Source organism: Solwaraspora sp. WMMB335, assembly GCF_049179075.1.
In the GTDB taxonomy this organism is placed as follows: Bacteria; Actinomycetota; Actinomycetes; order Mycobacteriales; family Micromonosporaceae; genus Micromonospora_E.
This window is the reverse complement of the sequence record NZ_JBMHMF010000001.1, coordinates 1,681,638-1,694,751: the sequence shown is the minus strand read 5'-3', so window position 1 is coordinate 1,694,751 and position 13,114 is coordinate 1,681,638. Positions and strand designations below refer to the sequence as shown.

Here is a 13,114-nt window from a genome sequence, read left to right as displayed (position 1 = left end):
AAGCCGTGTGGAGATTCGTGGGTAAACAGATCTGGCAGCTGGGTGTGGTGCTCGTCGGCGCGCTGACCATCACGTTCTTCGCCCTTCGGCTCAGCGGCAACCCGCTCGACGCGCTGCTCTCCGCCGAGGCGACCCCGGAGCAGCGGCAGATGCTGACCGAGCAACTGGGCCTGGACCGGTCGCTTCCGGAGCAGTACTGGTTGTTCCTGGTGCACGCGGTCCAGGGCGACCTGGGCCGGTCCATCATCACCGGCCTGCCCGCCAGTTCGATGGTCGCCGAGCAGTTCGGCCACAGCCTGCTGCTGGCGGTGCTCGCGCTGGCGTCGAGCGCGGTGGTCGGCGTGCTGCTCGGCGTGCTGGCCGCGACGAACCAGGGCAAGCTGCTCGACCGCGTGATCGGTGGCATCGCGTCGGTGACCCAGGCGGCGCCGCTGTTCTGGGTCGGGCTGATCCTCATCATCGTCTTCGCCGTCCAGCTCCGTTGGCTCCCCGCCTCGGGCATGGGCGACGCCAGGCACCTTGTCCTCCCGGTGATCACCCTGGCCAGCGGTGGGTTGCCGTACGTGCTGCGACTGACCCGGACCACGATGCTGGGACTGCTTGAGGCGGACTTCGTCCGCTTCCACCGGGCCAAAGGGCTCAGCCATCTATCCATTGTCTACAAACATGTGCTGAAGAACTGCCTGCCGCCGGTGATCGCGTTGCTCGGGCTCCAGGCGGGCCCGTTGCTCGGCGGCGTGGTGATCATCGAGTACGTCTTCGGCCGATCCGGGGCCGGGACGCTGCTGATCAGCTCCATCTACAGCCGTGACTACCCGGTGGTGCAGGCCGCCGTCCTGGTGATCGTGGTCGCGGTGGTGCTCACCAACCTGCTGGCCGATCTCGTGGTCGCCACGATCGACCCGCGGGTCCGGGTCGGAAAGGCGATCTCGTGAAGCGGCGCAAGTCCGCCGGGTGGTGGCGGCGGCTGAGCCGGACCGGGCGGACCAGCGCCGTGGTGCTGGCGCTGCTGATCCTGGTCGCGGTGTTCGCGCCGCTGCTCACCCCGCACTCGCCCACCGGTGGTGAGCTCGAAGACCTGCTGCGCCCGCCGGTGTGGAGCGACGGCGGAAGCTGGACGTTCCCGCTCGGCACCGACAGCCTCGGCCGCGACGAGCTTGCCCGGCTCATCTACAGCGCCCGGGTCTCGCTGCTGGTCGGCCTCGTCGCCGCCGTGATCGCGAGCCTGGTCGGCGTCCCGCTCGGGCTGCTGTCGGGGTACCTCGGTGGCCGGACGGACGCGCTCATCAGCGGGCTGGTCAACATGATGATGGCCTTCCCGTTCCTGCTGCTGGCCCTGCTGGTCGCTGCGGTGACCGGGCCTGGGCTGCGCAACGTGCTGCTCATCCTCGGTCTCACCGGGTGGCCCATCTACACCAGGGTGATCAGGTCGGTCGTGCTGGAACTGCGCGAGCGGACCTTTGTGACCAACGCCCGGGTCATGGGGCTGTCCCATCCGCGCATCATGTTCCGGCATGTGCTGGCGGGAGTGTGGCCGACCTTCCTGGTCATCACGAGTTTGCAGATCGGTCACATGATTCTGGCCGAGGCGTTCCTGAGCTTCCTGGGGCTCGGCGTCCAGCCGCCGGCTCCGACCTGGGGGGCGATGCTCAGCGAGGGCCGGGCCTACATCTACGAACAATGGTGGCTTTCCACGTTTCCCGGTATCGCCATTCTGCTCACCGTGCTGTGCGTGAACCTGTTCAGCGACAGCCTCCGGGACGCGCTCGCCCGGTCCGCCACCCCGGTGGATCTTCCCGAGAATCCGACCTCCTCCGCGGCGCCCGTCGCGTCGATGCGTTGAAGGGAAAAAACACATGTCAAATCCGCAATCCATTGACCGATACATGTTCAACCGGCGGTCCTTCCTGCGGGCATCCGGGCTGACCGTCGCCGCCGCGAGCACCGGGTCGCTGCTGGCCGCCTGCGGCGACGACGAGGGCGAGGCCACCTCGCAGAGCGACCTGATCGTCATCGCGAACGCCCAGCCGATCCCCACCCTGGACCCGGACCTGACCGCCGCCGACGTGCCGCACTCCGTGATCGCGGAGATCTGCGAGCCACTGCTCGACTACGACCCGGAAAGCCGCCAACTGGTGCCCAAGCTCGCCGAGTCGTGGACCTACGTCGACGAGACGACGCTGGAGCTCAAGCTCCGCGAGGGGGTGACGTTCTCCAACGGCGAGGCGTTCGACGCGCAGGCGGTGAAGTTCACCTTCGAGCGTACGCAGAACCCGGAGACCAAGAGTGTGAACGCCGCGTTCGGCAGCGTCACCGCGGTCGAGGTCGTCGACGCCACCACGGTCCGACTGCTGCTCGATCAGCCCAACGCGCTGCTGACCCAGCTGCTGACCATCTACCCGATGCTGCCGCCGCAGCACACCGCCGAGGCCGGCACCGAACTGGCGACCACGCTCGTCGGCACCGGCCCGTACAAGCTGAAGACGTTCAGCGCCGGCTACGAGGTGCTGCTGGAGCGCAACGAGTCGTACTGGGGGACCAAGCCGGCCTACCGCGAGGTCAGCTACCGCACCGTCGAGTCGCCCGAGACCCAGCTCTCCGCGCTGGTCTCGGGCCAGATCCACATCGCCGCCGACCTGTTGCCGCAACAGGCCCAGAGCCTCGGCGACAACTCCAACATCCAGGTCATCTCCAAGCCGAAGATGCTGATGGCGTACATCAACCTGGACTCGGCCGGGCGCACCGACCCGGACGGTCCGATGCGGAACAAGCTGGTGCGGCAGGCGCTCAACCACGCTGTCGACATCGACTCGATCATCGAGAACGTCCTGCTGGGCTACGGGACCAGGCTCGGCGCGGTCGCGCACCCGGCGCAGTTCGGCTTCGACGAGTCGATCCAGCCCTACGAGTACGACCCGGAGAAGGCGAAGGACCTCCTGAGCCAGGCCGGCTACCCCGATGGCTTCGAGGCCCGCCTGATTAGCCAGACCGCCGGAATCGTGGCGCAGGCCGAGGCGGCGCAGGCGATCGCACGGGACCTGGAGGAGGTGGGCATCCACGTCACCATCCAGACGATGACCGACCCGACAGCCGTCGGGCAGGTGGTCCGGGGCGGCGAGGCAGGGCCGATGTTCCAGTTCGGCAACGCCGCCCGGGGCGTGTTCGACGTCGCGGCCGGGCTGTCCTCGTTCCAGAGCACCAGCGCCTTCTCCTACTTCGACAACGAGCAGTTCATGACGCTCTACGGCGAACAGGCGGTCTCCACCGACCCGGAGCGGCGCAAGCAGCTCCTGTCGGAGATCCAGGAGCTGATGCACGAGGAGGCGCCGGTGCTGTTCCAGTGGGCCGTGCACGCGATCTGGGCGATGTCCACGGACGTCGACTGGCCGGGACACCCGGGCCGGTTCAACCGCCTCTACACCGCGAAGCCCGCGTAGCGGATCGGACATGTCCAAGGACTCACTGCTGGCCGTGCGGGACCTCGCCATCGACGTCGAGGTTCCTCACGGCGACGCTGGACTTGTCCGGGGCGTCACCTTCACGATCGGCAAGGGCGAGAGCCTCGGCCTGGTCGGCGAGTCGGGCTCCGGGAAGTCGCTGACGTGCATGGCGCTCGGTGGCCTGCTGCCATCGGGTGTCAGGGTGACCGGTGGTCGGATCATGCTGGGGGACAGGGATCTCACCCGGCTCACCGAACGTCAGTTGCGGGCAGTGCGGGGAAGCCGGATCGGGTTCGTGTTCCAGGACCCGTCCGGCGCCCTCGATCCGCTGTTTCCCGTGGGCCGTCAGCTGGCCGAGGTGATCCGGGCACACGGCGACGTCGGCCGGGCCCAGGCGAAACGGGCCGCCCTGGCGATCATGGACGAGCTGGAGATTCCCGCCGCGGCGCAGCGCTTCGACGCCTATCCGCATGAGCTGTCCGGTGGGATGAAACAGCGGATCTGCATCGGCATGGCCCTGGCCAGCGACCCGGATCTGCTGGTCGCCGACGAGCCGACCACCGCTCTCGACGTCACCACGGAGAAGGCGATCCTGGCCCTGATCTCGCGGCTGCGCGCGGAGCGCGGACTCGCGCTGCTGCTCGTGACGCACAGCCTCCCGGTCGCCGCGATGATGACCAGCCAGTTGTGCGTGATGTACGCCGGCGAAGTGGTCGAGCGGGGCGATGTCGAGGCTGTTCTGCGGGATCCGGGGCACCCCTACACCGAGGCGCTGGCGGAATCGGCCCGATCGCTGGAGACCTCCCGCGACGGCTATCTCACCGGGATCCCGGGCATCGTGCCGAGCCGGGTCGTCCGGGCCGACCACTGCCTGTTCGCGCCGCGCTGCCGGTACGCCATCCAGGAGTGCCACGAGACCCATCCCCGGCCGGTGACCACGCCGGCTGGGGCGGCGGCGTGCCTGCGTACCGGGCGGGCGAAGGCGGGTGCGGCGTGAGTGACCCGTTGCTGGCGGTGGAGAACCTGACCGTCGAGTTCCGCAAGGACCAGGGACTGACCGGCCGGCTACGCCGGACCGCGCCCGTGCGGGCGCTCGACGGCGTGTCGATCGAGATCGGCCACGACGAGACCGTGGCGCTGGTGGGTGAGTCGGGCTCGGGCAAGACCACCCTGGGTCGGGTCCTCGTGGGACTGCAACGGCCGACCAGCGGCGCCGTCCGGTTGCGCGGCCGGGACCTCGCCGTCGCGCTGCGCCGCGACTTCGTGCCGACCCGACGCGCGTTGCAGATCATCTTCCAGGACCCGAACGGGTCGCTGACTCCCTGGATGCCGGTCGGGGTGGCGATCGCCGAGCCGATGCTGCGCCACCGGCTGGTCGGCGACCGGCGCGCGGCCGAGCGCCGGGTGGCCGAGCTGCTGGACATGGTCGGGCTGCGCCCCGAGCACGCCGACCGCTATCCGCGGGAGTTCTCCGGCGGGCAGCGCCAGCGGATCGCGATCGCCAGAGCTCTGGCACTGTCCCCCAGCGTGGTGGTCTGCGACGAGATCACCTCCGGGCTGGACGCCTCGGTGCGCGCCAGGATCATCAATCTCCTCTCCGACCTGCGCCGCGAGCGTGCGCTCAGCTACGTCTTCATCACCCACGACCTGCACGTGGCCCGCACGGTCAGCGACCGGATCGCGGTCATGTCCGGTGGGCGGATCGTCGAGCTGGGCAGCGCCGCAGACGTCTTCGACCGACCCGGACACCCCTACACGCGACAGCTTCTCGCCGCGCAGCCGACATTGCCGACGCCGGCCAACCATCCCGGCACGACGAAAGGAACCGACTCATGAAGATTGTCAACGCCAGGGTTCTCGACCTCGACGCCGACACCAGCTCCGGCCCGGTCACCATCGAGGTCCGAGACGGCGTCATCACCTCGGTCGGCAAGACGGCCGGCCCGGCCGGGCCGGCCGATCTCGACGCGGAGAACGCCTTCGTGCTGCCCGGTCTGATCAACGCGCACGAGCACCTGAGCCTCAAGGGCCGGCTGCTCGACCCGGACGGCGAGCAGTACTACGACGTGTACCGTGCCCCGGCGGAGCGCCAGTTGATGCAGTGCGCCCGGAGCCTGCTGACCTCGCTGGGCCGGGGCATCACCACCGTCCGGGACGCCGGCGCGGCCTGGTCGGTCAACCTGAGGATCCGCGACGCGGTGCGCGACGGCATGCTCCCCGGTCCCCGGATCTACACCTGTGGCCAGGTGCTGTCGATCCCGTTCGAGGGCGAAAAGGTCAAGGTCGCCGGCATGACCGTGGACGCGGCCGGCGTCGACGGCGTCACCGAGACCGTCGCCGACCTGGTCAAGCAGGGTGTGGACTTCATCAAGCTCAAGGGACACCGCCGGGACTTCGCCGACCCGAATCGCAACAACTACTTCAGCTCGGAAGAGATCGTCACGGCCGGCTCCGAGGCGCGCCGGCAGGGCCTCAAGTTCGCGCTGCACGCCTGGCACTGCCATGTCGTCGGCCCCGCCCTCGACGCGGGCGTGGTCGACTCCATCGAGCACGGCAACCCGCTGCACGAGCAGCCGGAGCTGATCGACAAGATGGCCGCGTCCGGCGTCATCCTCGTGCCCAACGTGGTCAGCTGGGCGCCCGGTCCCGAGGCCCGGTGGTCGCGCTACCCGCACATGGCCGGCATCGAGCTGGAGCGGGTGTGGGACACCGTCACCCTGGCCATCGCGAAGGGCGTCACGCTGGCGGCCGGCACCGACCTGCACAACGACCACCTGCACACCGAGCTGCAGGCCTACGTCCGGATGGGGCTTCCGACGACCGAGGCGCTCAAGACCGCCACCATCAACGGCGCGAAGCTGCTCGGCCTGGATTCCGAGCTCGGCTCCATCGAGAGCGGAAAGCTGGCCGACCTCGCCATCTTCGAGACCGACCCACGGCAGGACCTGTCCGTCCTGGCGACGCCCCGGACGGTGGTCACCCGCGGTGTGGCCCACGACGCCGGCCAGGTGCGCCGGTTGGTGGGTGACGGCGAACCGTGATCGGCAGCGTGGCGGCGAGTCTGGTGCAGTTCGCCCCCGGACGACCCAGCGCGAACCTGAAGGTGATCCTGGGCCAGATCCGGGCTGCCGCGCGGGCGGATCGGCCACGCCTGGTGGTCTTTCCCGAACTGGCCCTCAGCGGGTTCCCGGTCAGGGACGTGGTCGCCACCGAGCGGCTGGGGCACAGCGAGCGGCTGGACCGGATAGACCGGACGGCCCGGTCGGCCGGGGTGTACGCGGTGGCCGGCTTCGCCGAGCTGGCCGAGGACGGGGCGGTGCACAACAGCGCCGCCCTGTTCACCCCGGACGGCCTCGCCTCGGTCGTGCGCAAGCAGCGCCTGCCCGGCCGGGAGCAGCGGTGGTTCGCTCCGGGCGGGCCGCCGGCGGTCACCGTGACCGGGATCGGCGCCATCGGCATCGCCATCTGCTACGACGCCTGGTTTCCCGAGTACGTCAAGAGCCAGGCGCGGCAGGGTGCGGAGATCATCGTGAATATCAACTCGATCTGGGGCGGCGGGTCGGCCGGGGGGATCGGCGGGGCGCGGGTGAAGGGACGGTACTGGCGGGTGGTGCCGGTGGCCCGCGCGCTGGACACCCAGGCCTACGTCCTGGCCTGCAACGGCAGCGGCAGCCACGATTTCGGCGACTCGGCCGGAGTCTGGCGGCGGCTCGGACGCAGCCGGGTGGTCGACCCGGCCGGGCGGGTCGTGGCGACCGCCCCGACCGAGGGGGACGCGGTGGTCACCGCGACACTCACGGCGGCCGCCGTCGACCGGGCCCGGCGCGCCATCCACCTGCTGGCCGACTCGGCGGGCACCACGTCCGGCGTGCCGGCGGGCGGCCCGGCGCCGGGAAACGGCACCTACACGACTGAAAGGGAGCAGACATGACCGCGCAGCTGACACCCGAGGGGCACGAGCTGCTGGAGACGATCCGGCGCCAACGCGGCGGCAAGTCGATGCCGATGCACGAGGTGCTGGCAGCCAGGGACCCCGCCTTCCTCAACGGGTACAACGACCTGTTCAACGCGGCCCAGTCGGACGCACAAGGGCTGTCCGCCGACGTCCGGGAGCTGATCGTGATGGCTCTCGACATCGTCGCCGGTGGCTCGCCGAAGGTCGCGCGGGCGCACGCCCGCAAGGCGGTCCGGCTCGGCGCGACAGAGGCGCAGGTTCTCGGGGCGATCGAGCTCGCTACCCTGGTCATGGCAGGGCGCGCGATGTCCTATCTGCCCACGATCTTCGATCATGAAGCGGCGACTTCGTGACGGTAACATCACGGGACGCCATCACCGGGCGTGCACGGCGTGTCGGCTGCCAAGCCGCGGATGGGAACCCAGATGACTGCGACGAACCCGTTGGAAAGGCAGACGATCGGCGCGCTGGAACGGGGCGTCGAGGTGCTGCTGCTGTTCACCCGGGTGGAAGCGGGACACCTCGGGGTGACCGAGATCGCCGGTCAGCTGGACCTGCCCAAGGCCGTGGTGCATCGCATCCTCAACACGCTGCGGGCGAGCGGGCTGATCGACTTCGACCAGCTGACCCGCCGCTATTCGCTGGGCCCCACCGCTCTGGCCCTCGGCGGGGCCTACCAGGAACGGATCAACCTGCGGGGGTTCGCCCGGGAGCCGATGCGGCGGCTGGTGGAGCGCACGAACGAGACGGCGACACTGTCCATCCGGGCCGGATCGTCGCGGGCCTACGTGGATCAGATCACGCCGGCCCGGGAGGTCAAGATGACCGTCCCGCTCGGCCGGCAGATCCCGCTGCACGTGGGCGGCTCGTCCAAGACGTTCCTGGCCTTCGCCAGCGAGAACGACCGGGAGAGCTACCTGGCGACGCTGGCCGGGGTGGACGCCGGCCAGCTACGCCAGCAGCTGGCCAGCATCCGGCAGCAGGGGTACGCGCTCTCGTTCGGGGAACGGCAGGAAGGGGCCGGCTCGGTGGCGGCGCCGGTCTTCGACGCGGATGGGACGGTCGCCGCGGTGATGAGCGTCTGCGGGCCGCTGGAACGCTTCCGGGAGACGGCCGGCCCCGCGTCGGCGCTGCTGCTGATGGAGACTTCGGGCCTTTCCCGGCGGCTGGGCTACCCCATCCGCTGACCGTCCCGGCCGCCGGCCTGCCCGGGGGCGTGCGATGAGGATCTGGTTCCAGAAGCACACCGTCGCCGGGCGCAACCCGTGGCTGGACCAGAGCTATCTGCGCCACGCCGAATGGCTGGGCGCACTCGGCGCGCAGGTCGACTTCCACACCCTCCCGGAGCAGACCTACCAGACGAAGATCCCCGCCGACCACGTCCGGTTCGGGCAGCTGGAAGTCCTCTTCTCCTGGTACTTCGCCGACCAGGCGGTCACTGCCGAACGGGCCGGCTACGACGCGTACGTCATCGGCACCAGCCAGGACCCGGGCCTGGCCGCGGCGCGGTCGCTGGTTTCGATCCCGGTCGTCGGCTACGGCCAGGTGGCCACGGACTTCCTGCGGACGCAGCGGCTCCGGTTCGGTGTTCTCGGCTTCGTACCGGCGCTGGAGGAGATCCTTCGGGAGAACATCGCCGACTACGGCTACGGGCAGGGCTGCGTAGGGTTCCGCTATCTGCCCCACGGCCGGATGGTCGTGGAGGCGGGCGCGCAGCCGCAGGCGGTAGCCCGGCTGCGCGCTGAGATGGACCGCGCCGCGGCCGAGCTCCGGGAGCTTGGAGCACAGATCATCGTGCCGGGCGAGGGCATCCCCAACGAGCTGCTGTGCGGGGCGGGCATCCGCGAGCTGGGCGGGCTGCCGTTTCTCGACGCGAACGCGCTTGTCCTGAGCACCGCCTACCTGCACGCGTTCACCCGGGCGCAGGGGGTGTGGCATCGCGACGTCCCTGGCTACCACACCGGGCGGGCCCCCGTGGCCGAGGTGGACCGGCTGCGGGCGCTGTTCGCACCCGCGGTCACCAGCTGCCCCGGTGCCTCACCGAAATCGTGCCCCACCGGTGAAGGAGAGACCCGGATATGACAACGGCGCTGTGGGACCTGGCCGCCGGTGCCCGGGTGATCGACCTGGCTCAGCCGATGCGGACCGGAATGCCGCAGTCCCCCAACCACCCTCCGTTCCGGATGCTGCTGGAGCGCCGGCACGGCGACCTGGTCCGCGCCGACGGCGGTTCGGCGGCCAACGAGATGATCGTGATGGGCGGCCACGTCGGGACGCACGTGGACGCGCTGGCTCACGTCTCCCAGGACGGGCTCGTCCACGGCGGCCGGGCCGCGGCGCCGTTGCAGGGCGCGCAGGGCTTCGCCGACCTGGGAATCGACACGTTCGCTCCGATCGTGGGCCGGGGGGTGCTGCTGGACGTGGCCGGGCTGCACGGCGTGGACTGCCTCGATCCCGGCTACCAGGTGACAGCTCAGGACCTCCAGCGGGCGCTGGTCAAGGCCGGCGTGCGGCTGCGGGCCGGCGACGCCATCCTCATCGGCACCGGCTGGTCGCGGCGCTGGGAGGAGAAGGAAACGTTCATCGGCGGCGCCGGCGCGCCCGGCCCGGGAGAGGACGCAGCCCGGTGGCTGGCTGCCCACCGCCCCCGGGTGGTGGGCGCGGAGACCATCGCGTTCGAGCACATTCCGCCCGGTGCCGGGCACGCGCGGCTGCCCGTGCACCGCATCCTGCTGGTGGAGGAAGGGATCAACATCGTGGAGACGATGCGGCTCACCGAGCTGCGCCAGTCCGGCGCGGCGGAGTTCCTGCTGATCCTCAATCCGTTGCCGATCGTCGGCGCGACGGGCTCGCCGGTGCGCCCGCTGGCGGTGCTGCCCGGATGAGGATCGAGCCGGCGTTCCGCACGGTCGAACGGACCGGTGCGGCATGACCCGAAGCTACCTCTACGTGCCCGGTGACGACGAGGCGAAGCTGGCGAAGGCCGGCGCGCGGGGAGCCGACGCGCTCATCTGCGACCTCGAAGACTCCGTCACGCCGTCGCGCAAGCAGGTGGCCCGGGACCTCGTCAGCAGTGCGGCCGGCGCGCTCGCCGCCACCCGGGTCGAGGTCTGGGTGCGGGTCAACGCCCGCTTCCTGGAGCGCGATCTGGCCGCGGTGCTTCAGCCCTGCCTGACCGGGATCTTCGTGCCGAAGGCGGAGCCGGCCCTGCTCGCCGAGGCGGCCCAGATCCTGGACGGCGATCCGGCGTGGCGGCACGTGAAGCTGATCGCGCTGGTCGAGACGGCGCAGGGCGTGCTCGATCTGCCGGCGATAGCCAGGATGCCGAGGGTGGCCCGGCTCAGCATCGGCGAGGCCGACCTGACCGCGAGCCTCGGTATCCGGCCGAGCGCTGCCGAACCCGAGCTCTGGGGGATCCGCTCGCAGATGGTGATCGCCTCCGCCGCCGCCGGGCTGCCCGGCCCGATCGGGCCGGTCCACCTGACGGTCAAGGACCTCGACGGTCTGCGGTCCAGTACCGTCGAGCTGCAGCGGTGGGGATTCCGCGCCCGCGCGGCCATTCATCCCGGCCAGGTGGCCGGAATCAACGAGGTGTTCACTCCTTCGGCGCGGGAGGTGGCGGAGGCGCTCGCGGTGGCCTCGGCGTTCGAGTCGGCATTGGCCAGCGGGTCCGGGGTCCATCTGGACGCGGACGGGCAGATGGTCGATCTCGCGGTGGTCAGGTCGGCCGTCGACACGCTGGCCCGGGCCGGTCTGACGCCACCGGCGGCAATCGACGACCTGGTGCGCCGCGCTTGACCTGCACCGGGCAAGCCGTGCCAGCGCGGAAATTCGCGTGGGTGGGAGCGTTCCGCTGGCGGCCGTCCCCGTCCGGCTCGGCGCGGCGAGCTCCGGCGGGCTCCGGCGAGCTCAGTAGCTGACCGGCGGCTGCGGCACCGGCTTGATCAGCCGCGCCGCGGTCGCCTTGCGGACCGCGTCGACCCGCGACACCGCGTGCAGCTTCGCATAGATGTTGGTCAGGTGCCGTTTGACGGTCGCCTCCGTGATGAACAACCTGCTGGCGATCTGGGCGTTGCTCATCGCGTCGGCGGTCAGCCGGAGCACCTCCAGCTCCCGTTCGGTCAACGGCGCCGCGGCGCGCGGTCGCTGCCGGTCGAGCCGCTGCACCGTCGCCCGGGAGACGGCAAGCAGGATGTTCTGCACGGGTCGGCGTACCACGGACCGGACGGCGGCGACGAGTTCGTCCCGCAGGATCGTCTTGAGCAGGTACGCGACCGCGCCGGCTTCCAGCAGCTCGGACACGATGTCCGGGTCGTCGTGCATGGTCAACACGACGACCCGGGTTTGCGGGGCGGCCCGGGCGACCTGGCGGATGACGGCAGCGGCTCCGGGGCCGGGCATCTCGACGTCCAGCAACAGGACGTCGGGTCGTAGCCGGACACACACGGCCACCGCTTCCGGCCCGGTCGAGGCCTCGCCGGCGACCGTGAACCCGGAATCGGTGGAGAGCATCTCGCGAATTCCGTCGCGCATCAACGTGTGATCATCGGCAAGGCAGACCCGGATCTGTCGGCGGGTCGGGGTACTCACAGCCCGCTCTCCGCCAGCGGGACGCGAACCTCGACGCGCGTGCCCGTGTCGGGCTTGCTGACGACGGTGAGTCGGCCGCGCAGCAGCAGCGCCCGTTCCCGCATGGACGGAAGCCCGCCACCGGTCCGGTCCGGATCGTCCGGGTCGAAGCCCCGCCCGTCGTCGGACACCACGGCGTGCACCGCAGTGGTGTCCACGTCGATGGTGACGTCCAGTCGGGTCGGTCCAGCGTGCCGCAGGGAGTTGCGTACCGCCTCGCGCAGGATCAGGTAGAGCTCCTCGGCGGTGTCCGGCGGCAGGGATTTGGCATCGCCGGTGGTGCCGAGCGAGACCTGTACCGACGGTGGCGTCGTCGCGTCCAGGTAGGCGCGTAGTGCGCTCTCCAGGCCTTCCTCGCCGACGGAGCGGCGGAGCTCGGCGGAGAGCTGTTGCACGATACGCACCACCTCACCGAGGTATTCGACCGCGCCGTCGAGGTTGGCACCCGCCCGTGCCTGGTCGTGCGCGGCGTAGTGCCGGTGCAGGTCCAGCCGGTGCAGCGTCAGGCTCATCCCGTGCAGCACCCGGTCGTGCAGCTCGCGGGCGATCCGTCGCCGTTCCTCCTGCCGGGACGCCTGCAGCTTCGCCATGAGAAACGTCACGTAGGACAGTGAACCGATGGCGACCCGCGCCATGATCGCCTCATGGAGCAGTTTGCTGATCCGGGTCGCGGTCGTGCTGTCCGCGGGGGCGAGCTCGCGGCTGAGTATCGGCAGAGTGACCTCGAACAACGTGATGGCGGCGCGCAGCGACTCCACCGGGTGGATGCCGCGTTCGGCGCGCTGCGCGCCGATTTCGATGGTGAACAGCCGGGCCTCACCCGTCGGCTCCACCTGGGGGGCGTCGGGCCGGTCGAGTTGGGCCGCCACGTCGTCGAGGACCGACGCCACCTGAACGATCAGCTGCTCGACGATCTCCGGTCGAGCGGTCAACGGGCTGCCCTGTCGCCGCAGCGCATCGGTGAACGCGACTACGATCTCGTCGAGTATCCCCGTGATGTCCGGGCCTTGATCCGCATCCGCGTCCCGCCCAGTTGTCAAGAGGCCTCCCCCGCCGGCGCCTGCCACGGAGACTCATGGTAGCGCTCCGG

General features: G+C 70.4%; 14 protein-coding genes. 12 read left to right on the top strand and 2 right to left on the bottom strand.

Annotated features, from left to right (window positions below; translation table 11 throughout):
• The first annotated feature begins 5 nt into the window (after positions 1-5).
• From ACN27F_RS06925 to ACN27F_RS06870, 12 genes are all read left to right on the top strand, one after another.
• Positions 6-935: an ABC transporter permease gene (locus ACN27F_RS06925; RefSeq protein ID WP_421431778.1), complete on the top strand. Its 930-nt coding sequence runs from the start codon at positions 6-8 to the stop codon at positions 933-935.
• Positions 932-1,843, top strand: coding sequence for an ABC transporter permease (locus ACN27F_RS06920; protein ID WP_421431777.1), 912 nt, complete (start codon positions 932-934; stop codon positions 1,841-1,843). The genes ACN27F_RS06925 and ACN27F_RS06920 overlap by 4 nt, the downstream gene beginning before the upstream one ends.
• Positions 1,844-1,886: 43 nt before the next feature.
• The gene (locus tag ACN27F_RS06915) at positions 1,887-3,437 is read left to right on the top strand and encodes an ABC transporter substrate-binding protein (RefSeq protein WP_421431776.1); all 1,551 of its coding nucleotides are present in this window, start codon (positions 1,887-1,889) and stop codon (positions 3,435-3,437) included.
• A 10-nt stretch (positions 3,438-3,447) separates the two neighbouring features.
• Entirely contained in the window at positions 3,448-4,437 is a 990-nt protein-coding gene (locus tag ACN27F_RS06910) for an ABC transporter ATP-binding protein (protein ID WP_421431775.1), read from the top strand.
• The gene (locus tag ACN27F_RS06905; protein ID WP_421431774.1) at positions 4,434-5,276 is read left to right on the top strand and encodes an ATP-binding cassette domain-containing protein; all 843 of its coding nucleotides are present in this window, start codon (positions 4,434-4,436) and stop codon (positions 5,274-5,276) included. The genes ACN27F_RS06910 and ACN27F_RS06905 overlap by 4 nt, the downstream gene beginning before the upstream one ends.
• Positions 5,273-6,481, top strand: coding sequence for an amidohydrolase family protein (locus tag ACN27F_RS06900; protein WP_421431773.1), 1,209 nt, complete (start codon positions 5,273-5,275; stop codon positions 6,479-6,481). The genes ACN27F_RS06905 and ACN27F_RS06900 overlap by 4 nt, the downstream gene beginning before the upstream one ends.
• The gene (locus tag ACN27F_RS06895; protein WP_421431772.1) at positions 6,478-7,371 is read left to right on the top strand and encodes a carbon-nitrogen hydrolase family protein; all 894 of its coding nucleotides are present in this window, start codon (positions 6,478-6,480) and stop codon (positions 7,369-7,371) included. The genes ACN27F_RS06900 and ACN27F_RS06895 overlap by 4 nt, the downstream gene beginning before the upstream one ends.
• Complete coding sequence (locus ACN27F_RS06890; protein ID WP_421431771.1) at positions 7,368-7,748, top strand: carboxymuconolactone decarboxylase family protein; 381 nt, start codon at positions 7,368-7,370, stop codon at positions 7,746-7,748. Before ACN27F_RS06895 ends, ACN27F_RS06890 begins: the two co-directional genes overlap by 4 nt.
• Before the next feature lie 72 nt (positions 7,749-7,820).
• Positions 7,821-8,582 (top strand): IclR family transcriptional regulator, encoded by a 762-nt coding sequence (locus ACN27F_RS06885; RefSeq protein ID WP_421431770.1) that lies wholly within the window; start codon positions 7,821-7,823, stop codon positions 8,580-8,582.
• Positions 8,583-8,616: 34 nt separating this feature from the next.
• Positions 8,617-9,477, top strand: coding sequence for an aspartate/glutamate racemase family protein (locus ACN27F_RS06880; RefSeq protein ID WP_421431769.1), 861 nt, complete (start codon positions 8,617-8,619; stop codon positions 9,475-9,477).
• Positions 9,474-10,280, top strand: a complete 807-nt coding sequence (locus tag ACN27F_RS06875; protein ID WP_421431768.1) for a cyclase family protein — start codon at positions 9,474-9,476, stop codon at positions 10,278-10,280. The genes ACN27F_RS06880 and ACN27F_RS06875 overlap by 4 nt, the downstream gene beginning before the upstream one ends.
• A gap of 43 nt (positions 10,281-10,323) precedes the next feature.
• Positions 10,324-11,193, top strand: coding sequence for an HpcH/HpaI aldolase/citrate lyase family protein (locus ACN27F_RS06870; protein ID WP_421431767.1), 870 nt, complete (start codon positions 10,324-10,326; stop codon positions 11,191-11,193).
• A gap of 111 nt (positions 11,194-11,304) precedes the next feature.
• On the opposite strand, the gene ACN27F_RS06865 is transcribed toward ACN27F_RS06870, so the two are convergent.
• On the bottom strand, positions 11,305-11,985 hold the full coding sequence (locus ACN27F_RS06865) for a response regulator (protein ID WP_421431766.1): 681 nt from the start codon (positions 11,983-11,985) through the stop codon (positions 11,305-11,307).
• Complete coding sequence (locus ACN27F_RS06860; protein WP_421431765.1) at positions 11,982-13,064, bottom strand: sensor histidine kinase; 1,083 nt, start codon at positions 13,062-13,064, stop codon at positions 11,982-11,984. Before ACN27F_RS06860 ends, ACN27F_RS06865 begins: the two co-directional genes overlap by 4 nt.
• Positions 13,065-13,114: the final 50 nt, after the last annotated feature.

What these genes read in the sequence shown, in the direction of transcription:
- ACN27F_RS06900 (WP_421431773.1), top strand. Translation starts at nt 5,273, where the DNA reads ATGAAGATTGTCAACGCCAGGGTTCTCGACCTCGACGCCGACACCAGC.
- ACN27F_RS06870 (WP_421431767.1), top strand. Translation starts at nt 10,324, where the DNA reads ATGACCCGAAGCTACCTCTACGTGCCCGGTGACGACGAGGCGAAGCTG.
- ACN27F_RS06885 (WP_421431770.1), top strand. Translation starts at nt 7,821, where the DNA reads ATGACTGCGACGAACCCGTTGGAAAGGCAGACGATCGGCGCGCTGGAA.
- ACN27F_RS06910 (WP_421431775.1), top strand. Translation starts at nt 3,448, where the DNA reads ATGTCCAAGGACTCACTGCTGGCCGTGCGGGACCTCGCCATCGACGTC.
- ACN27F_RS06890 (WP_421431771.1), top strand. Translation starts at nt 7,368, where the DNA reads ATGACCGCGCAGCTGACACCCGAGGGGCACGAGCTGCTGGAGACGATC.
- ACN27F_RS06915 (WP_421431776.1), top strand. Translation starts at nt 1,887, where the DNA reads ATGTTCAACCGGCGGTCCTTCCTGCGGGCATCCGGGCTGACCGTCGCC.
- ACN27F_RS06880 (WP_421431769.1), top strand. Translation starts at nt 8,617, where the DNA reads ATGAGGATCTGGTTCCAGAAGCACACCGTCGCCGGGCGCAACCCGTGG.
- ACN27F_RS06875 (WP_421431768.1), top strand. Translation starts at nt 9,474, where the DNA reads ATGACAACGGCGCTGTGGGACCTGGCCGCCGGTGCCCGGGTGATCGAC.